This is a genomic window from Herbaspirillum rhizosphaerae (assembly GCF_046025915.1).
Lineage (GTDB): Bacteria > Pseudomonadota > Gammaproteobacteria > Burkholderiales > Burkholderiaceae_D > Herbaspirillum > Herbaspirillum rhizosphaerae_A.
This window is the reverse complement of record NZ_JAQQFR010000014.1, coordinates 46339-69457: the sequence shown is the minus strand read 5'-3', so window position 1 is coordinate 69457 and position 23119 is coordinate 46339. Positions and strand designations below refer to the sequence as shown.

Here is a 23119-nt window from a genome sequence, read left to right as displayed (position 1 = left end):
CAGCTATTTGCGGAGTTATCAGTTATCAGCCATGACACAAAAAATCGTTCTCGCTTCCAATAATCAGGGAAAACTTAAAGAATTCGGCGCCTTGCTCGGCGAAATCGGCCTGGACGTACGTCCACAAGGCGAATTCAACGTCCCGGAGGCAGAAGAACCGTTCGCCACCTTCGTTGAAAACGCCTTGACCAAGGCGCGCCATGCCTCGCGTCTGACCGGCTTGCCGGCGCTGGCCGACGATTCCGGCGTGTGCGTCAACGCCCTCGGCGGCGCACCGGGTGTCTGGTCGGCGCGCTATGCCGGCGAGCCGAAGTCAGACGCCGCCAACAACGCCAAACTGATCGCCGATCTGGCGGCGCATGCAGACAAGTCTGCTTACTATTATTGCGTGCTGGTCTATGTGCGCCACGCCGATGATCCGCAACCGGTGATCGCCGATGGTTCGTGGCACGGTGAAATCGTCGCTGATGCGCGCGGCGAGGGCGGTTTCGGCTATGACCCGTATTTCTTGCTGCCGGCGTTGGGAAAAACAGCGGCGGAGTTGACCGCTGCAGAGAAAAACGCGCATTCTCACCGCGGCCAGGCGTTGCGCGCATTGGTAGAAAAACTCCGATGATCATTCCAATCAAGCCAGTCAGCGTCAATTTGTCGTCGATGTCTGACCAGCCAACTCAGCCAGGCCAGCAAGGACAAGGTCCGGCGCAAGCCGCTCTGGCCTTCCTGAAACCGGGTAGTTTGCAACTGACGGCGTTGCCGCCGTTGTCGCTGTATGTGCATTTTCCATGGTGTGTAAAAAAATGCCCGTATTGCGATTTCAATTCGCATGAAGTGAAGGGGAGTTTTCCCGAAGACGCATATCTCGATGCTTTGCGCGCCGATCTCGAATCGGCGCTGCCGTTGATCTGGGGTCGCAAGATTTACTCGATCTTCATCGGCGGTGGTACGCCCAGTTTGTTGTCGGCGGCCGGTCTTGATCGTCTGCTGTCGGACATCCGCACGTTGTTGCCCATGGACGTCGACATCGAGATCACGATGGAAGCCAATCCCGGCACCTTCGAAGCTGAAAAATTCAAGTCCTACCGCGTCAGTGGCATCAACCGTTTGTCGATCGGCATCCAAAGCTTCAACTCGACGCATCTGGCGGCACTGGGTCGGATCCATGACGGTGACCAGGCACGGAAGGCGGTCGACATCGCGCACGCCAATTTCGATAACTTCAATCTCGATTTAATGTATGCCTTGCCGTCGCAAAGCGTCGACGAGGCGCGCCGCGACATTCAGACCGCCATCGATTGCGCGCCGCCGCATCTGTCGCTCTATCACCTTACGCTGGAACCGAACACCTTGTTCGCCAAATATCCGCCGGCGGTACCCGACGACGACGTCAGCGCAGACATGCAGGACATGATCACCGAATTGACCACGGCAGCCGGTTACCAGCATTACGAAGTGTCGGCCTATGCCAAGCCGAAGCATCAGGCCCGTCACAATCTCAATTATTGGCAGTTCGGCGATTACCTGGGCATCGGCGCCGGGGCGCATTCCAAGCTCTCTTTCCCGCATCGCATCGTGCGGCAAATGCGCCACAAGCATCCACAGACCTATCTGGAGAAGATGCGAACCGGCAATGCCATTCAAGAAGAGGGTGAGATCAGTCGCGATGCGCTCGGGTTTGAGTTCATGCTCAACGCATTGCGTCTGCAAGACGGTTTCCCCGCGAATCTGTTTGCTGAACGCACCGGCATGGGTATCAACAATATTGACGCTGCGCTCAACGAAGCCGAGAAAAAAGGCCTGCTATATCGGGACCACATGAACATCCGGCCGACCGAACTGGGGCGTCGTTTTTTGAATGATTTACAAGAAATGTTTTTAGTTGAATGATCACTTAGGCAAGTCGTGATTTATCGGGTATATTAGAAAAATATTTGGATTTAGATAAGAATTCTTTTTGGAAACAACCTTATTTATTGTTAATAATTAATTAAAAATGTTGCGGCTGCTCACCGTGACATCTATACAAAATGGCTGTCCAGGATAAAAGTACTCCTTCTTTTCCTCTCGTGTTTCTACAGCCTGTCGCAGACGTCCATTACCTATGGACGGCTCTGTCACTTCATGTCTCCCCGTTCGATGAGAACGGATGCGATTTGTTTTCCCGGCTTTTTAACGAATTTGGTCTCGGCGAAGCCCTCAACGGTCTTGCCTGCATCCTTACCGTCCCCAATCCTGAGCGGTTTGTCGGCGAATTCGGCGCACCGCCGAAAGACACCAACCTGATTCTGCGCATTCCGGTGGAATATTGCGTCGATGCGGCGCGCCATCCTTTGCTGGAACGTCTGAACAAGCTGGGCTATGGTCTGATCGCAGATGGCCTGCCGTCGCGTCTGGCCTTGTTTTCCGAATATGTTGAATCCATTTCGCTGGATTGCAGCGCAGGTATTCAGCCGGAAGCCGCTAGCTGGCTCACCAGCCTGCGCGGTCCGCATATTGCTGAAAACGTACCCGATCCCGTGCTGTTCGACGCTTGCCGTGCCGAAGGCTTCCGCTGGTTTAGTGGCGAATATCCGTTGCTTCCTTCCTCTGCCGTCACGCAGAAGGACGCGATTTCGCGCGGCCGTCTGCTGAAGCTGCTGGAACTGGTCTCGCATGATGCCGATGCGCCTGAGCTGGAAGCGCTGCTCAAGCAGGATCCGGCCTTGTCGTATCAGCTGTTCAAGCTGGTGAGTTCGGCGGCGTTCGGATTCTCAGCGCACATCACCAATTTCACCCAAGCCATCAATTTGCTGGGCCGCCGTCAATTGCAGCGTTGGTTGCAATTGTTGCTGTATGCGCGTTTTCCGGGCGATGAATCCGCCAATCCTCTGCTGCCACGTGCTGCTGCGCGCGCCGCCATGATGGAAGCGCTGTGCCAGCAAATGGACGGTGACCGCGACGAGCAGGATCGCGCCTTCATCGTCGGCATGTTCTCGCTGCTGGATGTCTTGCTGGCGATGCCGTTAAGGCTGATTATCGAGCCGCTCAAATTGCCTCAGGATATCGTCGATGCGCTGATGCAACGGCGCGGACGCCTGGGACGCTTGCTGGATGTGGTGGAGCGCGCCGAGTACGGTCGCATTCCATTGCGCCACACCGATCTGGTCTCGGCAGGCATTACCGCCGAAGGCTATTGCCGTGGTTTGATACAGGCCTATCGCTGGGCATCCAAAGTCAGTCACGAGGCATAACACGATGATCGCCACGCTCAGCAGCAATGATCTCGCCTGCTGCTCGGCCCTGCTTGATGCAGTGCTGGGGCTGGAAGGCTTGGCATTGCATGACGCGTTGAGCGAAATCGTCTCGGCCTTTCTTGGCCGTCCGAACGGCCGCTATTTTTCGGAAGCGCCTTTGCCCAATTCGGTATTGGCGCAAATCGTCGCGCATGAAGGCCTGCTCTACGGCCACTATGCTTTTCCTGCAGTCGACTCCGTCGGCAAGGAATACAGCGATACTGAAATTGCCCGGCTGGCATCCTTCGCCGGCTTGACGGGGCGTCTGCTGCAAAATCGCGCAGACACTGAAAAGCGCAGCCGTGCGCTGGATCAGATTGAATCCAAGCTGGAGCAGCAGGCGCAGATCCTCAACCAGATGCATGAGTCCGTCATCACGATGGATCAGGCCGGCTTCATCACCAGTTGGAACCGTGGCGCGGAACAACTCTTTGGCTACACCGCCATCGAAGCCATCGGCCGCAACGTTCTCTTTCTTTACGAGAACGAAGACGAGGACGATACCTCATTGAGCGACCTGTTCCTCTCGCAAGGTGGTCGCGAGATGGAAGTGCGTCGCCGCAAGAAATCGGGCGAAGCGTTCTGGGCCAGTTTGTCGCTATCGGTCATGCGCGACCAGCATGGTCAGCCCATCGGCATGATCGGCTATATCAATGACATCACCGAACGCAAGAACGCCGAAAAACTGATTCACCATCTCGCCTACTATGATTCGCTGACCGGCTTGCCCAACCGCACGCTGTTGACGCGTACGGTTGATCAGGCGCTGGTTGCGGCACAGCAGGACAACGTCTACGGTTGCATCATGTTCATCGACCTGAATCGTTTCAAGCCGATCAACGACACGCTCGGGCACGTCGCCGGCGACATGTTGCTGGTCGAAGTGGCGATCCGTCTGCGCAAGGCTTTGCGTGATGAAGACGTGGTGGCGCGCCTGGGTGCCGATGAGTTTGCGATTGCGCTGTTCGATATCGACAAGGACTACCACGCCGGTTTTGTCGCGCAAAAACTGATTGCGCTCTTTGATGAGCCATTCTTCATTGACGGCCACGAGCTGCGGGTCGGCGCCAGTATCGGTATCAGCATGTATCCACAAGATGCATCTGACACGGAAACCTTGCTGCGCCTGGCCGATATCGCCATGTACCGCGCCAAGCAGGGTGGCGAGAATAACGAAGGCGGTTACGCCTACTACAGCGAAGAGATGAACCGCAATACGCTTGATCTTTTACGTATTGAAACCGGTCTGCTGCACGCCTTTGAATACAACGAACTGCTGCTGTATTACCAGCCGAAGATCAATCTGGTCGGCGGTCAGATCACCGGTGCCGAGGCGCTTGTCCGCTGGCAGCATCCTGAACGTGGCCTGTTGCTGCCGGGTGATTTCATCCCCATCGCCGAAGAGACCGGGCTCATCGTCCAGCTCAGCGACTGGGTGCTGGAAGCAGCCTGCGCGCAAGCGCGTCGATGGAAAGAAGCCGGCATGGAGCCGATCCGCATCGCCATCAACGTGACGGCGCGCGAATTCACAAGATCCTTGCCGGACCGGGTCAGGGCGGCGCTAAGCCGTCATCAGCTGACCGGCGAATGGCTGGAGCTGGAAATCACCGAGAGCATGCTGATGCATAGCACCGACCGCGTGATCTCCATCATGGAAAAGGTGTGTTTGTTGGGCGTGACGATCTCGCTCGACGATTTCGGTACCGGCTATTCCAGCTTGTCGTATCTGAAGCGTTTCCCGATCAATACCCTCAAGATCGATCGTTCCTTCACTACCGGTATTCCGGAAGATACCAACGATTGCGCGATTGCCAGCGCCATCATCAGCATCGCCAAGCAGTTGCGCCATAAAGTCATCGCCGAAGGCGTGGAAAGCATGGAGCAATTCGAGTTCCTGCGCGAAGCAGGCTGCGACGAGCTGCAGGGTTATCTGTTCTCGCGTCCGGTGCCGGCCGCCGACTTCCATCTCATGTTGACCGAAGGCCGCAAGTTTTCGGCGGCACTCTGAGTCGCCAGGCTCAATCTTTCAATCTTTCTTCAATCCTTCAGATAGTGCGGAAAGCGCTCGCGGATCTCGTCCAGATGCGACAAGGTTCCGGACAGGTGCGTGCGCAAAGCATCTTGCGCCGCTGCGGGATCGCCCGCCGCGATTGCCTTGACGATAGCGGCGTGGTCACGCAACACCGCATGCGCTTTGCCGGGAATCGGCACATGCAGGGCGCGCAGGCGATCAAGGTGCCCGCTGTGCCGGCGTACCATCGCCCATAAATCAGGAATGTTCGCCGCCTCATACATCTGCCGGTGAAAAGCCTGATCGGCCTCGACAAAGGCACTGTAGTCGCCGCTTTCTGCCAGCGCAGTCTGGTTGGAGATACTGCTTTTCAGACGGAGGATCAGTCCTTCGTTGGGCGAAGACGCCAGCGTGTGCACGATTTCCAATTCAATCGAGCGGCGCAGAAAATGTGCTTGCCGCGCCATCGCAATGTCCACCGCACGTACCACCGTCGCGTGCTGCGGAAAAATATCCACCAATCCTTCTTCACCAAGCTTCATCAGGGCGTCGCGAATCGGCGTCTGGCTCAGACCAAATTGCAACGCCAGTTCGGCACGCGACAGTACTGTACCGGGCGTGAGCTGCATCGTGATGATGGCTTCGCGCAGGCGTTCGAACACCTGCGGCGCCGCGTGGCGCGAGCGGTCCAACTGATGCGGGCGCTGAGGCTGGGGGGAGGGCAAAGGGCTGTTCATGGTTGATCGTGAATGATGAGTCCGGTCCGGCAATAAGACAAAAACAAAAAACAAAAAAAAGAGGGCGGCGCAATCGGAGTCTCCATCCCGAGATGCCGTCAGATCCGATATCGCTGCTGAGAGATGACGCCTGATGCGAGCCTGATCCTCTTTGTTATCCGCATGATAAGGCAATTCAGGACAATTCAGTCTCATTGACACACTAATATATTAGTGTTTTAATGTTTTAACGTAAAAGGCCACTGGCTTTTTCTCATACTAAAAACGCAGGAGACAGGCAGTGAATACAGCGCAGGCAGCAAGCATTGCAGGGCGGGCTTTATCGCCGCTCGACAAGGCGGTATCCAAGATCAAGCAGCGCGTTTTGCCGCTGTTTGTCATCATGTTCATCGTCAACTATATCGACCGCGTCAACATTGGCTTCGTGCGCACGCACCTTGCCGCCGATATCGGTATCGGTACGGCCGCTTACGGTCTGGGGGCCGGCTTGTTCTTCGTCGGCTACGCGATCTTTGAAGTACCGTCCAACATGCTGCTGCAGAAGTTCGGCGCCAAAGCATGGCTGACACGCATCATGTTCACCTGGGGCATTGCTGCGACTGCGATGGCCTTTGTACAGGGCGAGATATCGTTCTATGCGCTGCGGTTTTTACTCGGCGTGGCAGAAGCAGGCTTCTTTCCCGGCGTGATTTATTACTTCACGCAATGGCTGCCTAACGGCGAGCGCGGCAAAGCGATGGCGATCTTCCTGAGTGGTTCGGCGCTGGCGTCGATCCTGTCGGGGCCGGTGTCGGGTGCCTTGTTGCAGATTGAAGGCGGTGGCCTGCACGGCTGGCAATGGATGTTCATCATCGAAGGTCTGGCTTCCGTGGTGCTGTGCGGCTTCGTCTGGTTCTGGCTTGATTCCCGGCCTGCCGACGCCACGTGGCTCACGCAGAGCGAGCGCGATCTCATTACCAGCACTATCACGGCTGAGCAAGCCGAGCGGGAGAAGAGCAAACCGGCGCACATCTCGCCATGGACGCTGCTGCGCGATAGCCAGATCGTCATCTTCTGCTTCATCTATTTTTCGATCTCACTGACGATTTATGGCGCGACCTTCTGGCTGCCCAGCATCATTCGCAAGATGGGCACGTATTCGGATTTTCAGGTCGGCCTGTTCAATTCGATTCCGTGGATCATTTCCATCCTCGCCATGTATCTGTTCGCCACGCTGGCGGCACGCTTCAAGTTTCAGCAGGCCTGGGCCGCGGCTGCACTGGTCATTGCGGCGATCGGCATGTATGTGTCCACCTTTGGCGGGCCAGTGTTTGCCTTTGTCTCCATCTGTTTCGCCTCGGTCGGCTTCAAGGCAGCGTCCTCGCTGTTCTGGCCGATTCCCCAGTCCTACCTCGATGCGCGGATTGCCGCAGCGGTCATCGCGTTGATCAACTCACTGGGCAATCTTGGCGGCTTTGTCGCACCGACCACCTTCGGCTTCCTTGAGCAAAAAACCGGCTCTATCGAAGGCGGCTTGTACGCGCTGGCGGCGACATCGCTGGTTGCGGCGGTCGTGGTGTTTTTCGCTCGCACGACAGCACAGAGCGGCAAGAAATAATTCATTACTGCTTATCAATACTGATTCTCGGAACCAAGACCATGAAAATCACACGTGTCACCGTCACCCCGATCGCATTCAAAGATGCACCTTTGCTTAACGCCAGCGGCATTCATGAGCCGTATGCCTTGCGCTCCGTCATCGAAGTCGAAACCGATAACGGCCATTTTGGTCTGGGTGAAAGCTATGGCGATGCGCCGGCCCTGGCAGTGATGGACAAGGTCAAGACACAGATGATCGGCCTCGATCCATTCAACCTCAACGGCTTGCGCGCCATCGTCAAGGCGACGGTGGCGGGCATGTCGCCAGCCAATAACTCAGGTGCCGAGCTGGCTCCCGGCTCGCATGCCAGCAAAGCCGTCAGCAATGCCTATTCTGCGTTTGAGGTCGCTTTGCTCGACGTGCAGGCGCGCTATCTGAATGTGCCGCTGGTTGATTTGCTTGGCGGCGCCGTGCGTACTGAAATTCCGTTTAGCGCCTATCTGTTTTTCAAATATGCGCAACACATCGACAGCCCCTACAAGCCCGATGCCTGGGGTGAAGCGCTGAGCGAAGAGCAGATCGTTGCGCAAGCGCGCAGGATGATTGATGAGAACGGCTTTCAAAGCATCAAACTCAAGGCCGGAGCCCTGGAACCGGAACATGAAGTCGCCTGCATCAAGGCTTTGAAAAAAGCCTTCCCGAATACACCGCTACGCATCGATCCCAACGCTAACTGGTCGCTGGAAACGGCAGTACGCATGGCAGAGTTGCTGGGCGACGATCTGCAATATTACGAAGATCCGACACCAGGATTGGAAGGCATGGCCGAACTGCGTCGCCGCACCGGGTTGCCGCTGGCGACCAACATGGTCGTGACCGATTTCGATGAATTCCGTCGCAGCGTCGCGCTCAACAGTGTGCAAATTGTATTGGCCGATCATCATTACTGGGGCGGCTTGCGCGACACGCAGATGCTGTCGTTGATGTGCGATACATTCGGCCTGGGTGTATCGATGCATTCCAATTCGCATCTGGGTATCAGCCTGATGGCAATGTCGCACGTGGCAGCGGCGGTGCCGAATCTCTCTTATGCGTGCGACACACACTACCCATGGCAGGAAGCCGACGAAGAAGTCATCAAAGGCGGCAAGCTGCCGATTCGCAACGGCTGCGTCAGCATTACGCGCGCGCCGGGTCTGGGTGTGGAGTTGGATCGCGATCAACTGGCGAAACTGCACGAGCTGTATCTCGGCTGCGGCATCCGCTCGCGCGACGATGTACGTCAGATGCGTAAGTACAAGCCTGATTGGAAGACGGTCAAGCCGCGGTTTTGATTGGTGTCCATCTTATTTGGAAAACGGGACCGTAGTGTCTGGCGGGGGAGGAGCGCTGTAGGAATTACCGGAATGGATAACATTGGGCAAGCCGATGGGAATGATGCCGTACGCTATAGAGCTGGCAGCATCCAGTACACTAATCCAGCCGGGTGTTGGCGGTTTGAAATTGAACCTGGCAGGCGTCGCCGCTGTTTTTTGGGAAGGTGTGCTGGTCGGAATGTCATTGAAGGACATCTTGCCGATCCATTTTCCCGAACTGCGCATCATGTCCACCGGTACTACATTGGTAGGTACTGGAGGCGGAATTTCCGCTTGAATTTCCGCTTGAGATTCAGCGTTGATCGGCAGTGGAGTTGTTGTGGAAGATTGCGCGGCAACTCGCCCTGTAAAAGTGACGCTCGCAAGGGCCAGCGTTGTCAGCGCAAAAGTCAGCGGCTTGGTGAGTTTGAATGCAGAGATCATGTCCGGTTTCCTTTGAAGTAGGCCGAACATGAGATGCCTCAATGAAAAGTCTGGTTCATCATTTTCAAGTCATCATGAAGAACAGTGCCGAAATATAAAAATGTTTCTATAAAAACGCGGTGTATTTTCTATTTTTTCTTGAGCTGTGCTTGTTTCCAGGCCTCCAAAAACGCCAGCGTCACACTTGCTTCATTGGTCTCCGCCAGACCGCTGCCGAAGAAAGCGCCGACATCTTTGAAGTCGTTACCTCCCGCCAGGTCAGAGACGCTGCGAAATGCAATGAAAGGAACACCGTTGGCATAGGCGACCTGCGCAAAAGCGGCAGTTTCCATGTCCACCAATTGGGCCTGTAGCGTTTCGTAGAGATAAGTGCGGTAGCTGGCATTGGCTAAAAAGGCCGTGCCGGAAATCCCGCGTCCACCGACTTTCAATGTCGGTTGGATGGCGACGCACAGTGCAGGATTTTTTGGTCCGCATGTTGCGAGCGCAGGTCGCAAGGTACGCGCCAGTGCCAACATGTCCGGATCTGCCTGAAACTCGAAACGGAACTCTCCCTGCGGTGCATTGGCGGCAGTCATCACAAAACTGTCACGCATGAAAAGACCGCTGCTGATCTTTCCTCCAGCGGCATCAACCTGAAAATCCGGGCGGGCCTTACCGTTTTCAGTCGCCAGCTTCAAGCCCAGGCAACTGACGTCACCCGCGTTACCGCATGCTGCGGGCAGGCTGCCGTCACCATTCCAATACACCTCCATGGGCATCGCCCAGCTCTCCGGTACGATCACATCGCCAACGTGATTGGCAGGATTCACGCCACCGGCAATGCCGCTCATGAGAAGCCGCTCGACGCGGAAATGATCCAGCATCAATTGTGTCGCCATCGTGGCGTTGACCATGCTCACGCCGCTGAGCACGATGACCACGGGGTTGCCGCGTAATACGCCCGTAGTGAATCGATTGCCGTTGATGCGCCATTCGCGTTTTTTCCGTGTCTGCTCAAGCAGAAGCTCTGCCTCGGCGCCAAAGGCAGAGACGATACCGATGCGCGGTTTGCATTCGCTGAGGCAGCGTTTCTGGTCGGCGTGGGCGACGCTTGCTGTGAACAAGGCCGCAAGTACCAGCACGGCGCAGGAAAATTTGTTGAACAGGGAAGAGTTGACGGACAAGGAGATTCCTTTTGCGTGGGACGGCGTTTTCGAATGATGCAGGCAGCCCAAAGCATGCCGAAGAATCCGGAAATTCGCCACAGTTGTCTGAAAGTCAATGCGGGAGCATCTTGCAGCGGTGATTTCTTATTGGAAAAATTGCCTGTTGGATATATTGAGTATATGATTGCCGAAAAGAAATAAGATAATCCCCACGGAGACATTGATGCGGCAGTTCCTGCTTTTGATCCTGTGCACCCTCGCCATCACCGGCTGCAGCCGCTCTCCTGCGGAACAACTGGCTTACCGTCATGCGGAAGAACAGTACCAGATCAACATGGAGCGGTCCGAGCGCTATCGGCAGTCGCTTGAGCAAGGCAACGGCGACAACGTCGCACCCATCATCGTGACGGCGCGCCCGGCGGAATAGTTTTCCGGCTTGGATGGCCGCTTTCGTTTTTCTTCCTCTTTCACATAAATCGCTGCACGTAAATTTTACGTGCAGCGATTTTTTTCAGCACCCAGTTCTGAGACATAGGCGCTCACAACGTGGAACGATGAACGCGCAGCAGAGAATTTACGCAGTCAGTCTTCAGTGCTACCAGCCGCAGTGAGTGCATCGCCGATGGCGTAGTAGTGGCCGCCTGCGATGTAATGAAGGCTACGCCATTTGGGGTCGGCGTTTTCAAAATTCCAATGGCCGTTCTGAAATACGCGGTCGTCCGCCCACGCATCGATGACTTCACCAATGAACAAGTCGTAAGTGTTTTGATTGTGCGGCTCGGCAATCAGTTTGCAGGCGAGCCACGCGGAGCAACCGGCAACAAAGGACATCTTGTGGCCATCAATGCGAAACAGCTCGGCGCCACTTTTTGCAAGCTTGTCCGGATCATCCGACAAGCTTGCTGATCCTACCGCCTGCGTCAATTCCAGTTGGGCCGCGTTGGGAATCTGAATGACGAAGCGTTGGCTTTTTTCGACCAGCTCGCGGGTCTTGGTTTGCTTGTCCAGCACCACGGTGATTTTTGGCGGTGCAAAATCCAGAGCGCACGCCCACGCCGCCGCCATGACGTTGTCGACGCCGTCATGTTCCGCGGAGACCAATACCGTCGGCCCGTGATTGAGCAGGCGATATGCTTTTTCCAACGCAACCGGAGAGATATGTTCGTCCATTGTTTTATTCATACGTTCGTTGTCGAACACGAATTATGGCCGATCACGTCGTGCCTTGCTGAGGGATGCCGTGCCGGAAGGCTCGCTCAGGCAGTTTCCGCCGCATGTGTCTCCACCAGCAGCTTCTTGATCTCCGGCACGCAGGAGCCACAATTGCCACCGGCCTTCAGGCAGGAGGTGACTTCAGCGACGGTCTTCAGCCCTTGTTCGCGTACCGCATTGCAGATGGTATTGCGCCCCACGCCAAAGCAGGAGCAGACCGTTGGCCCGGTATCGGCGCCTTTTTCGATGGGTTGGCCGATCAGCAGGCCGACGCGGTCAGCTTCTTCCAGTTGCTCCTTGTCGAACAGGCTCGCCAGCCACGCGCGTGAGGGCAGGTCGGGGCGCTTGGACAGGAAGATGCACATGTCGATGCGGTCCTTGTCGACGTGCACCGCGCGGTAGACGCCGGCGGTGCTGTCTTCGTACTCCAGCCAGTCGGCGTCGATGTCGTGCACCCCGAGTAGCTTGCGCGCCCACGCGCCGTGGTCGGCAATGACATTGCGGCCGGCCAGTTCGTAACGCGCAAAATCACGGCCCTGGATGCGTGTCCAATGCGTGATTTCATCCAGCGCGAGCGCCTTGCGGCTGAGGATGAAGCCATGCCACGAGACACCGAATTCTTCGATGTTGACCGGTGTGTGCTTGAACTCTGGCTCGCCCGATATCGGATCGACCACGGGATTGACCAGGGCGCCGACGCGCGCATCCGAGGCGGTCTGGCTGTTCCAGTGGATGGGGACGAAGACGCTGCCGCGCGCGATGCCGCCGCTATGTTGCACGCGTGCGACCATTGCGCCCCAGCGGGAACTGATGCGTGCCAGGCCGCCTTCGCGTACGCCGTAGCGCAAGGCATCTTGCGGGTGCATGTCGACGAAAGATTCCGGTACGTGGTCGGCCAGTCGCGCCGACTTGCCGGTGCGCGTCATGGTGTGCCACTGGTCGCGCACGCGGCCGGTGTTGAGCGTGAGCGGGAATTCTTCATCCGGCAGATGCGCCGGTCCGCGCGGTGGCGTCGCGACGAAGCGCGCCTTGCCGTCGGGGTGGGAGTAGCGATGGTTGCCGAACAAGCGGGCTGTCCCAGTGACGGCGGCATCTGTACTGTTCGACCGCGTGACCGGCCACTGTATCGGTTGCAGTTCGTCGAACTGCTGTTTGCTCATGCCGGTCAGTCCGTCCAGATTGAACAGGCGATGGCTGTGTCCGGCGATTTGCGGCGGGCCGTTGCGATAGCTGCTCAGACGTGCGTGTTCGTCGAAGATGGCATGCGGGCCGGCAAAGTCGAACCCGCGGTAGCCCATGCGTTTGGCGACATCGCAGATAACTTGCCAGTCTGGGCGCGCTTCGCCGGGCGCCGACAGGAAGGTGCGCTGGCGGGAGATACGGCGTTCCGAATTGGTGACCGTGCCGTCTTTTTCACCCCAGCCCAAAGCCGGCAACAGGATATGCGCGAAGGCATTGGTATCGGTCTTTTCCATGATGTCGGAAGCGACTACCAGTTCACACTTCGACAAGGCGCGCTGAACCACGTTGGCGTCCGGCATGCTGACCATGGGATTGGTCGCCATGATCCATACCGCCTTGATGTGTCCTGCTTCAATGGCGTTGAACAGATCGACGGCTTTGAGCCCCGGCTTGTCTGCCATGCGCGGCGAATCCCAGAAGGTCTGCACGGTGTCGCGATGCAGCGCATTGTCCAGATCCATGTGTGCGGCCAGCATGTTGGCGAGGCCGCCAACTTCGCGTCCGCCCATGGCGTTGGGCTGGCCGGTGATGGAAAACGGCCCCATGCCGGGCTTGCCGATACGGCCGCTGATCAGGTGACAGTTGATGATGCTGTTGACCTTGTCGGTGCCGGCGGAGGATTGATTGACGCCCATTGAAAACGCCGTGATGACTTTTTCGGTATTGGCGAACGATTCGTAAAACGCCAGCAAGTCGTTGACATCGACCTTGCAAATGCGGGCGACTTCGTGCGGATCGGCGCAATCGGCGTCCGCAATCGCCAGCGCTTCGCCGAGGCCGGTGGTGTGCGCGGCAACGAATGCACTGTCGCGCGCGCCGCGATGCGCCAGATAACTCATCAAACCGTTGAACAGCCAGACGTCGGTGCCCGGCTTGACCGGCAGATGCATATCGGACAGTTCGCAGGTCGCGGTACGGCGCGGGTCGATGACGACCAGCTTCATCTCCGGACGGTTTTCCTTGGCCTTGGCGATGCGCTGGAAAAGAATAGGGTGGCACCACGCGGTGTTAGACCCGACCAGCACGACCATGTCGGCCAACTCAAGATCCTCATAGCAGATCGGCACCAGGTCTTCACCGAACGCGCGCTTGTGACCGGCCACGGCCGACGACATGCACAGGCGAGAATTGGTGTCGATGTTGGCGCTGCCGATGTAGCCCTTCATGAGCTTGTTGGCGATGTAATAGTCTTCCGTCAGCAACTGGCCGGAGACATACAGCGCGACCGAGTCCGGGCCATGCTGATCGATGATGCTGCGCAGACCGCCCGCAACCTTGTCGAGCGCGGTATCCCAGCTCACGCGGTGCATGTTGCCATGCTCGTCGCGCAGCTTCGGATGAAGCAGGCGTCCATCGAGATCGACCGTTTCGCCGAGCGCCGAGCCTTTGACGCACAGGCGGCCTTTGTTGGCCGGATGTAGTTCGTCGCCGGCAATCACGATCTTGCCGTCGGTTTGCATCGAGGCGCGTACACCACAGCCGACGCCGCAATACGGGCAGGTGGTCTTGGTGCCGACGGTCGAGAGCGGTATGTGGGAGAGATTCACGATAGTTCCGATCAGGCTGCCTTGTTGCCTTGGGCCTGGCTACAGATCGCCTGGCCGAACAGCAGTTGATGACGGATGGCGGAAATGTCGCCACCTTTCTGGATCAGATCGAAGTACCACGGGCCGTCCTTGACGTCGCCGTAAAGCACCGCGCCGATCAGACGGCTGCCCTTGAGTACCAGTCTTTTGTAAATGCCGCGTCGTGGATCGCGCAGCACGAGGTCTTCGGTGTCTTCCGCCGCGATGAAGTCGCCTGCCGAATACAGATCGACGCCGGTGACCTTGAGTTTGGTGGCGGTGGCTTGTTGCACGTAGCGGCGATGTCCGGCACCCGCCAGATGGGCGCCGCAGACGCGCGCCTGATCCCAGATCGGCGCGACCAGGCCGAAGGTCGCTTTGCGATGTTGCACGCACTCGCCGACGGCGTAGATGCGCGGATCGTAGGTTTGCAGTGTATCGTCAACCACGATGGCGCGGTCGCAATGCAGGCCGGCGCCTTTCGCCAGTTCAATGTTGGGGCGCACGCCGGCGGTCATGACGACCAGATCGGCAGGGATTTCCGAACCATCCTTGAAGCGAACCGCCGTGACGCGATCGGCGCCGACGATGGATTCCGTCTGCGCGTTCAGCAAGAAACGCAGGCCTTTCATCTCGAGCGCCTTTTTCAACAGCGCGGCCGCAGGTTTGTCGAGTTGCTGATTCATCAGGCTGTCAGTGACGTGTACCACGGTCACATCCATGCCTTGCCGCAGCAAGCCGTTGGCGGCTTCCAACCCCAGCAGGCCGCCGCCGATCACCACCGCATGGCGATGGTTGCGGGCAGCGTCGAGCATCGTGTTGACGTCCTGGATGTCGCGAAAAGCGATCACACCCGGCAGCGCATGACCCGGCACCGGAATGATAAAAGGCTTGGAGCCGGTCGCCAGCAGCAGGCGGTCGTATTGAATCTCCACGCCGGCTTGCGAACGCACGGTGCGGTTGCGGCGATCGATCTTTTCAACCGGATCGCCGGCGTGCAGCGTGATGTGGTTTTGTTCGTACCATCCACGCGTATTGAGCATGATGTCATCGATGCTCTTGTCGCCCGCCAGCACTGGCGAGAGCAGGATGCGGTTGTAGTTGCCGTGCGGCTCGGCGCCGAACACGGTGATGTCGTATAGATCCGGCGCCAGTTTGAGCAATTCCTCGACCGTGCGCATGCCGGCCATGCCATTGCCGATGACGACCAGCGACGGCTTCTTTGAAGAGGCGTTTGAAGACTCGGCAGCGACCGGAGCGACTGTCATGCGCCCACCCAGACCTTGCCGTGATCGATGCGGGCCGGATACGCGCTGACCGAATGTTCGGGTGCTTCAATGCATTCGCCGGTCTGGAGGTCAAAGTGTTGCTTGTAGATCGGCGATGCGACCACGATGCGCTCGCCGATGCTGCCGACCAGACCACGAGAGAGCACCGATGCATCGGCGTTGGGATCGTAGTTGCCAATAGCGAAGACGCGGGTCTCTTCCTGATTGGCATCGACAACGTGGAACACCGCGATCTGCTCGCCATTGATCAGCGCGCAGACGCCGGTGTTGGGAACGATGTCGGCGATATCGCAGACTTCAATCCAATGTTCAATTTGTCGGTCGCTATGCATGTCTTTCTCCTTCATCTATCCGTCTCCGTCGTCCTGATGAAAATCAGGACCCAGTGTCGTTTCTTAGGTCAATCAGCATCGTGTGCATTTCGTCGGCATTTGACGCCGCTGGGTTCTGACTTTCGTCAGAACGACAGATAACTTTTATACCGCCTCAGCCACCACCGGAATATCGATCAGCTTGCGCTCGGCCACCGTGGCCGGACGGATCTGGCCGCGCTCGTCGACAAACTTGACGTTCTGGTCGGCGTCCTTGCTGTTGACGAAATGGCGGAAGCGCTTGCGTGTTTCCGGATCGTTGACGGCTTTCTTCCATTCGCATTCATAGGTGTCGACCACGTGCTGCATGTCGGCTTCCAGTTCGGCGGCGATGCCCAGCTTGTCGTCGATGACCACGCTCTTCAGGTAGTCAAGGCCGCCTTCCAGGTTGTCGCGCCAGGTGCTGGTGCGTTGCAGGCGATCCGCCGTACGTACATAGAACATCAGGAAGCGGTCGATGTAGCGCACCAGCGATGCCTTGTCGAGATCGGAGGCGATCAGTTCGGCATGGCGCGGCTTCATGCCGCCGTTGCCGCAGACATACAGGTTCCAGCCTTTTTCGGTGGCGATGATGCCGACATCCTTGCCTTGCGCTTCAGCGCATTCGCGCGTGCAGCCGGATACGCCGAACTTGATCTTGTGCGGCGAGCGCAGGCCCTTGTAGCGGTTCTCAAGCTCGATCGCCAGGCCGACGCTGTCGTCGACGCCATAGCGGCACCAGGTCGAGCCGACGCAGGATTTGACCGTACGCAGCGACTTGCCGTAAGCGTGGCCGGTTTCAAAACCGGCGGCGATCAGTTCTTCCCAGATGTCCGGCAATTGCTCGACGCGGGCGCCGAACAGATCAACGCGCTGGCCGCCGGTGATCTTGGTGTAGAGGCTGTACTTCTTGGCGATCTGACCGACTGCAATCAGACCGTCCGGCGTGACTTCACCGCCGGCCATGCGCGGCACGACCGAGTAGGTACCGTCCTTCTGGATATTGCCGAGGAAGTAGTCATTGGAATCCTGCAGGCTGGCGTGTTCCTTCTTGAGCACGAAGTCATTCCAGCACGAGGCCAGGATGTTGGCGGCGACCGGCTTGCAGACGTCGCAACCGAGACCTTTGCCGTGTTGCGCCAGCAGGTCGCCGAAGCTCTTGATCTTGTTCACGCGTACCAAATGGTGCAGCTCTTGGCGCGAGTAGGCGAAGTGTTCGCAGACGTGGTTGTTGACGGCCAGGCCCTGCTTCTTCATCTCGGCCTTCATCACCTGCGTCACCAGCGGTACGCAGCCACCGCAGGCAGTACCTGCCTTGGTGCAGCTCTTGAGCTCGCCGATGTTGGTCACGCCGGACGCCACTGCGGCACACAGCTGGCCCTTCGACACGTTGTTGCAGGAACAGATTTGTGCGGAGTCAGGCAGGGCGTCGACGCCGAGGCCGACCTTGGCCTTGCCGTCGGCTTGCGGCAGGATCAGGAATTCCGGGAACTCCGGCAACTCAATGCGGTTCAGCATCATCTGCAGCAGCGTGCCGTATTCGGCTGCATCGCCGACCATCACAGCGCCGAGCAAATGCTTGCCGGATTCGGAGACGACGATCTTTTTATAGATCTGTTTGCGCTCATCGGTGAACTGGAACGAGCGGCTGCCGGCTTCCTTGCCGTGCGGATCGCCGATGCTGGCGACGTCTACGCCCATGAGCTTCAACTTGGTGCTCATGTCGGCGCCGTTGAACTGAGGAACGCTGTCGGCGGCGTCGTTCAAATGTGCCAATACATGCTTGGCAGCGGTACGTGCCATGTCGTAACCGGGTGCGACCAGACCAAAAATCTTGCCGTTCCACAAGGCGCATTCGCCGATGGCGTAGATATTGGGATCGGACGTGATGCAGCTGTTGTCGATGACGATGCCGCCGCGGTCGCCGACCTTGATACCCGATTCGCGCGCCAGTTCATCGCGAGGGCGGATGCCCGCCGAGAACACGATCATGTCGGTGTCGAGGTGCGTGCCGTCTTCAAAATTCATACGGTGGGTGCCGGTCTTGCCGTCGACGATTTCCAGCGTATTCTTTTGCGTATGGGCCGTGACGCCGAGGTCCTGGATCTTTTGACGCAGGATGCGGCCGCCGCTTTCGTCAACCTGTACCGCCATCAGGCGTGGGGCGAATTCGACGACGTGGGTTTCCAGGTTCATGTCGCGCAATGCCTTGGCGCATTCCAGACCGAGCAGACCGCCGCCGATGACCACACCGGTCTTTGAGCGCTTGCCGCATTCGAGCATCGCTTCCAGATCTTCGATGGTGCGGTAGACGAAGCAATCCTTGCGCTGGTTACCCGCGACGGTCGGGACAAAAGGGTAGGAGCCTGTCGCCATCACGAGCTTGTCGTAAGACATGGTCTCGACGGTGCCGCTGATGTTGACGGTCACGGTCTTGGCGACGATATCAATGTTCTGCGCCTTGGCGTTGAGCTTCAGATCGAAGTGGATGCTGCTCTCGCCGGCGTCGAAAAAGCCGGGTGTCACCAGCGACAGATCGTCGGCGGTTTTGCCGGCGAAGAATTCGGACAGATGCACGCGGTCGTAAGCCGGACGCGGCTCTTCACACAGTACGGTGACGTTGATATTGGATGCGCCGCTTTCAGCGAGCGACTCCAGAAACTTGTGACCGACCATGCCGTGGCCAATGACGATGATGTTCATGATCCGGTTCTCCTCAGGCGGGAATATTGTTGGCAGGAACGGTAAGCGCAGGCTCGTCGCTCTTGTCGGTAGCAGTGAAACGTACCGCGATGGCGCACAGCGCCGACACCGTCACCAGCACACCGAGCATGCTCAGCGTCTGTTGCGTATTGCCCAGACCTTTCATCAGGAAGCCCGCCAGCACCGCGCCGACGTTGCCGCCTGCGCCGATGATGCCGGCCACGCCACCCAGTGCTTTGCGATCAATAAAGGGCACCAGCGCATACGTCGCACCGCAGGCCATGTGTGTGAACAGGCCAAAGCACAACATCGCGACGACCGCCAGCGTGACGCTACCCGCATGGGCAAACCACAACAGGCCGAGGCCTTCGCCCAGCATCATCACGAACAGCAGGGTGGCGCGGCGATTGAGGCCGCCACGCAGTGCTACCTTGTCGGAGATGATGCCGCCCAATGCGCGGGCAAACAGCGCCAGCAAACCAAAGCTGGCCGCTGCGATGCCGGCGCTCTTCAGCGACAGACCGAAATGGTCCACGTAATAGATGGCGGCAATGTTGTGGATAAATATTTCCACGCCGAAGCACGCGCCGTAGGTGACGAACAGCATCCACACGCGGTAGTTGGCGCTGGCCGCGCGGAAACTTGCCCAGCCACCTTTTTTGCCGCTGTCGATAGTGATGCCGGCAGCGCGCAATTCATCGAAATTGCCTTGCGGACAATCCTGGGTGAAGTGCCAATACAGCGCCGCCATCACCAGCATCAGCAAGCCCGGCACCAGCAGAGCTACGCGCCAGCCGAGGTAGTCGCCCACACCCAGCATCAGCATGGCCGCCAGCAACAAAGGCATCAGACCTTGCGCCACACCGCCGCCGGCATTGCCCCAACCGGCAGTTGCCGCATTGGCAGTACCGACAACGTTAGGCGCGAACATCACTGAGGTGTGGTACTGCGTGATCACGAAGCTGGCGCCGACCGCACCGATGCACAGGCGGAAGAACAGGAAGCTCTCATAGCTTTGCGAAAAGCCGACGCCGATCACTGGAATGGCGCCGATCAGCAGCAGGCCGGTGTAGGTCTTGCGCGGGCCGAAGCGATCGCACATCGGGCCGATGATCAGGCGCACCAGAATCGTCACGGCGACGGCGGCGATATTGATGTTGGCGATCTGTTCGATGGTCAGGCCGAGCTGGCCCTTGATGACAGGCATCAGCGGCGCGCAGGCGAACCAGGCAAAGAAGCAGACGAAGAAAGCCATCCATGTCAGATGGAAGGCGCGCATTTGCGGCGAACTGATCGAGAAGAGCTGGATCTTGCTTGCCTTGCTGGTGCTGTTTTGAGAAGTCACGGCCATTTTTATCCCGTAAAAAACAAAAAGGCGCCCGCTCAACAAGGCAAGAATGCCAAGCTAAGCGGACGCCGTTGTCCTGCAGATCCGTCTTTAGATCGGCATTAAGAATTGGGGGGATCGTCGTTGATCCGTATTCAACACTATGCAAAGCCTGTGCCAGAGGGGCTGGATCCCTTGTTGCAGAAGGGCTTCGGAGGAGAGTGGGGTGGCGGGAAGGAGAACGCGCAGAAAATATATGTCACGTTATGAGGTGTCGCGGTGCACGGCTGCTCGTAAATGGTGCGATGCACCGGGCGATTTTGGGTAGACGGCGTGAGTCTTTCCTGATGGCAGCAGGAAAGCTGACATGTTCCGATGGCAAGAAAATTCGCAGAGCGGCAGGATCAGGCAATCTTGCTGCAGCATCGGTCTACCGTGTCCAGGTGCCCGACTCGTACCATGTTTCGCATGCCCACTGAAGTCTTTCAACAGGAAACCGACATGCGACACATCAACGAAATCTATATCAACGGCCAGTTCGTCCAGCCCCACGGCACGGGAGTCATGCAACTGATCAATCCTGCCAACAAGACCGTCATCGCCGACGTCCGTCTGGCTGACGAGGAAGATGCACGGCGCGCCATTGCCGCCGCCAAAGCGGCGTACAAGTCTTTTTCCCGCAGCAGCAAGGAAGAGCGCATCGGCTATCTGCAAGCCATGCATGACGCCATTCAGCGCCGGTCGCAAGAACTGATCGAAGTCATGATCACTGAATACGGTGGTACGCGTCGCATGTGCACCGGTACGGTGGCGCGCTCTGCGAATAGTTTTTTGCTGGCCATCGAACTGCTGAAAAGCTTCGACTTTGTACGTCAGGCAGGTACCGCGCGCGTCACGATGGAGCCGCTCGGCGTCGTCGGTCTGATCACACCTTGGAATGCCAACTACGGTTTCATCTGCAGCAAACTGTCGACGGCGCTGGTGGCGGGCAGCACCGCTGTCATCAAGCCCAGCGAGTTGAGCGCGATGCAGACGAACCTGCTCACACAGTGTCTACATGAAGCCGGCCTGCCGCCGGGTATATTCAATATCGTCACCGGACGCGGCGACACTGTCGGCGCTGAGATCACCCGTCATCCGGACATCGCCAAGATTTCCTTCACAGGCTCCACAGTCGTTGGCAAGCAGATCGCTCGCGGCGCCGTCGATACCATGAAACGCGTCACGCTGGAACTCGGCGGCAAATCGCCCAACATCCTGCTGGATGATGCCGATCTGGCGACGGCGATTCCGCAGGCGGTCATGGCGGCGGCGTTCAACAACGGTCAGGCTTGTCTTGCGGCAACACGCCTGATCGTGCCCGAGCAGCGTCTGGAAGAGGTGAAGGTTCTTGTCAAACAAGCGGTGGCAGCAATGAAGGTCGGCGATCCCGGCGACGAAGACACCGCCATCGGCCCGCTGGTCACGCAAAAGCAATACGAGCGCGTGCAAAGCTATATCCGCCTCGGCGTGGAAGAAGGCGCAGAACTGCTGGTCGGCGGTGAAGGACATCCGCAAGGTTTGGAACAGGGGTACTTCGTCAAGCCGACTGTCTTCGTCAACGTCACCAATGACATGCGCATCGCCCGTGAAGAAATCTTTGGCCCGGTCTTGTCTATCCTGACCTACCGCACCGAGGAAGAAGCCATCGACATCGCCAACGATACCGTCTACGGCTTGCACGGCTACGTCAGCGGCGCCGACCTGGAGCGCGCCAACCGCGTGGCGTCGCAGATCGTGGCAGGGCGCGTTTTCATCAATGGCCTGTACGACGAACCGCGCGCACCATTCGGCGGCTTCAAACAATCCGGCATCGGCCGCGAATTCGGGCCTTACGGTCTGGAAGCTTATGTTGAACCGAAAGCCATCATTGGTTACGATGTCCCGGTCCATGAAAACGCCCAACGCTGATTCCTTCGTTGCAGCCACCTCCGATCTGCTTGGGCAGTTGCGGGCGGAGGTGGCTGCGCATTTCACTGGCGTGCCGACCTCGCAGCGCGATGTGTTGACGGCGATTCCTTATCTGTCCTTCATCCGTATCTGCCAGCCCACAGCCTTGAGCCGTGGCATGTTGGAGCCGTCCATGTGCCTGGTCGTGCAAGGGCGCAAGAAAGTGCTGATCGGCAAGACTGTCAACCACTACGGCAGCGGCAGCTATGTGCTCTCGGCGATTGATTTACCGGTGTCGGGGCAGATTGTGGAAGCGGATGACGACGCGCCGTATTACGGCGTGCGCATCGATCTCGATCCAAAAGAAATCGCCGCCTTCATCATTGAACTCAACATTCCTGCGCCGCCAAAACGCAGCACGCGCGTCGGCGCCTATGTCGAAGAATCGAGCACTGAGTTGCAGGAGACTTTTTTGCGACTGATACGCCTGCTGAAAAAACCGCAGGATATCGCTGCGATGTCGCGCATCCTCAAGCAGGAGATCATGTACCGTCTGATCTCGGCACAGAACGGCGACGTGCTGTACCACACCGTGCTCTCGCATTATCAGGAGCGCGGGGTCAATGACGCCATCCAGTGGATCAAGCAGAACTACGCCGAGCCGATGTCGATAGAGAAACTGGCCAAGCAAGTCCGTATGAGCGTGTCGACCTTGCACCATCGCTTCAAGGCGACCACGGTGATGAGTCCGCTGCAATACCAGAAGCAGACACGTCTGCTGGAAGCACGCCGCATGCTTATGGCAGGCGGCGTGGAAGCGGCCACGGTGGCTTACAAAGTGGGGTATGAAAGCCCGTCGCAGTTCAGCCGCGAATATCGCCGCCTGTTCGGGGCGTCGCCGTTAGAGGACGTTGAATATCTCAGGCATCACGTCGTCGAGTAAGGTTGGTGGGAGCAGA

19 protein-coding genes are annotated in these 23119 nt (G+C 58.0%); 10 read left to right on the top strand and 9 right to left on the bottom strand.

The features are described 5' to 3' along the window. The first annotated feature begins 31 nt into the window (after nt 1-31). The 4 genes from rdgB to PQR63_RS19675 all read left to right on the top strand — a co-directional run bounded on the left by rdgB (nt 32) and on the right by PQR63_RS19675 (nt 5277). Nucleotides 32-616 carry an RdgB/HAM1 family non-canonical purine NTP pyrophosphatase gene (rdgB, locus tag PQR63_RS19690; protein ID WP_408169652.1) on the top strand — a complete coding sequence of 195 codons (585 nt, stop codon included), beginning with the start codon at nt 32-34 and terminating at the stop codon, nt 614-616. Continuing rightward, entirely contained in the window at nt 613-1884 is a 1272-nt protein-coding gene (gene hemW / locus PQR63_RS19685) for a radical SAM family heme chaperone HemW (protein WP_408169651.1), read from the top strand. The genes rdgB and hemW overlap by 4 nt, the downstream gene beginning before the upstream one ends. Before the next feature lie 140 nt (nt 1885-2024). Next, on the top strand, nt 2025-3227 hold the full coding sequence (locus PQR63_RS19680; protein ID WP_408169650.1) for an EAL and HDOD domain-containing protein: 1203 nt from the start codon (nt 2025-2027) through the stop codon (nt 3225-3227). Between the two features lie 4 nt (nt 3228-3231). Next, nucleotides 3232-5277, top strand: a complete 2046-nt coding sequence (locus tag PQR63_RS19675) for a putative bifunctional diguanylate cyclase/phosphodiesterase (protein ID WP_408169649.1) — start codon at nt 3232-3234, stop codon at nt 5275-5277. Between the two features lie 29 nt (nt 5278-5306). Here the strand turns inward: PQR63_RS19675 and PQR63_RS19670 are convergent, their stop codons facing one another. Continuing rightward, nucleotides 5307-6017, bottom strand: a complete 711-nt coding sequence (locus PQR63_RS19670; RefSeq protein ID WP_408169648.1) for a GntR family transcriptional regulator — start codon at nt 6015-6017, stop codon at nt 5307-5309. A 280-nt stretch (nt 6018-6297) separates the two neighbouring features. Here PQR63_RS19670 and PQR63_RS19665 point away from each other — a divergent pair, with 280 nt between their 5' ends. After that, nucleotides 6298-7614, top strand: coding sequence for an MFS transporter (locus PQR63_RS19665; protein WP_408169647.1), 1317 nt, complete (start codon nt 6298-6300; stop codon nt 7612-7614). Between the two features lie 41 nt (nt 7615-7655). Next, nucleotides 7656-8930, top strand: a complete 1275-nt coding sequence (locus tag PQR63_RS19660) for a glucarate dehydratase family protein (protein ID WP_408169646.1) — start codon at nt 7656-7658, stop codon at nt 8928-8930. Nucleotides 8931-8942: 12 nt separating this feature from the next. On the opposite strand, the gene PQR63_RS19655 is transcribed toward PQR63_RS19660, so the two are convergent. Then, the gene (locus tag PQR63_RS19655; RefSeq protein ID WP_408169645.1) at nt 8943-9395 is read right to left on the bottom strand and encodes a hypothetical protein; all 453 of its coding nucleotides are present in this window, start codon (nt 9393-9395) and stop codon (nt 8943-8945) included. A 128-nt stretch (nt 9396-9523) separates the two neighbouring features. Then, nucleotides 9524-10561 carry a 5'-methylthioadenosine/S-adenosylhomocysteine nucleosidase gene (locus PQR63_RS19650; RefSeq protein WP_408169644.1) on the bottom strand — a complete coding sequence of 346 codons (1038 nt, stop codon included), beginning with the start codon at nt 10559-10561 and terminating at the stop codon, nt 9524-9526. A gap of 33 nt (nt 10562-10594) precedes the next feature. Between PQR63_RS19650 and PQR63_RS19645 the strand changes: the two genes are divergently transcribed. Next, on the top strand, nt 10595-10744 hold the full coding sequence (locus tag PQR63_RS19645; RefSeq protein ID WP_408169643.1) for a hypothetical protein: 150 nt from the start codon (nt 10595-10597) through the stop codon (nt 10742-10744). A gap of 22 nt (nt 10745-10766) precedes the next feature. After that, a complete protein-coding gene (locus PQR63_RS19640) occupies nt 10767-10970 on the top strand; it encodes a hypothetical protein (protein ID WP_408169642.1) in 204 nt (67 codons plus the stop codon). A gap of 155 nt (nt 10971-11125) precedes the next feature. Here PQR63_RS19640 and PQR63_RS19635 read toward each other — a convergent pair whose 3' ends face one another. From PQR63_RS19635 to PQR63_RS19610, 6 genes are all read right to left on the bottom strand, one after another. Next, nucleotides 11126-11713 carry a flavin reductase family protein gene (locus PQR63_RS19635; protein WP_408169716.1) on the bottom strand — a complete coding sequence of 196 codons (588 nt, stop codon included), beginning with the start codon at nt 11711-11713 and terminating at the stop codon, nt 11126-11128. Between the two features lie 86 nt (nt 11714-11799). Beyond that, the gene (locus PQR63_RS19630; protein ID WP_408169641.1) at nt 11800-14544 is read right to left on the bottom strand and encodes a nitrate reductase; all 2745 of its coding nucleotides are present in this window, start codon (nt 14542-14544) and stop codon (nt 11800-11802) included. Nucleotides 14545-14555: 11 nt separating this feature from the next. Further along, nucleotides 14556-15830, bottom strand: coding sequence for an NAD(P)/FAD-dependent oxidoreductase (locus PQR63_RS19625; protein WP_408169640.1), 1275 nt, complete (start codon nt 15828-15830; stop codon nt 14556-14558). Next, nucleotides 15827-16183 carry a nitrite reductase small subunit NirD gene (nirD, locus tag PQR63_RS19620; protein WP_408169639.1) on the bottom strand — a complete coding sequence of 119 codons (357 nt, stop codon included), beginning with the start codon at nt 16181-16183 and terminating at the stop codon, nt 15827-15829. The genes PQR63_RS19625 and nirD overlap by 4 nt, the downstream gene beginning before the upstream one ends. A 144-nt stretch (nt 16184-16327) precedes the next feature. After that, nucleotides 16328-18904: a nitrite reductase large subunit NirB gene (nirB, locus tag PQR63_RS19615; protein ID WP_408169638.1), complete on the bottom strand. Its 2577-nt coding sequence runs from the start codon at nt 18902-18904 to the stop codon at nt 16328-16330. Nucleotides 18905-18917: 13 nt separating this feature from the next. Continuing rightward, nucleotides 18918-20255 (bottom strand): MFS transporter, encoded by a 1338-nt coding sequence (locus PQR63_RS19610; protein WP_408169637.1) that lies wholly within the window; start codon nt 20253-20255, stop codon nt 18918-18920. Between the two features lie 477 nt (nt 20256-20732). Between PQR63_RS19610 and PQR63_RS19605 the strand changes: the two genes are divergently transcribed. Both PQR63_RS19605 and PQR63_RS19600 read left to right on the top strand, forming a co-directional pair. Then, nucleotides 20733-22181, top strand: a complete 1449-nt coding sequence (locus PQR63_RS19605; protein ID WP_408169636.1) for an aldehyde dehydrogenase family protein — start codon at nt 20733-20735, stop codon at nt 22179-22181. Then, a complete protein-coding gene (locus PQR63_RS19600; RefSeq protein WP_408169635.1) occupies nt 22162-23103 on the top strand; it encodes an AraC family transcriptional regulator in 942 nt (313 codons plus the stop codon). Before PQR63_RS19605 ends, PQR63_RS19600 begins: the two co-directional genes overlap by 20 nt. Nucleotides 23104-23119 lie beyond the last annotated feature (16 nt).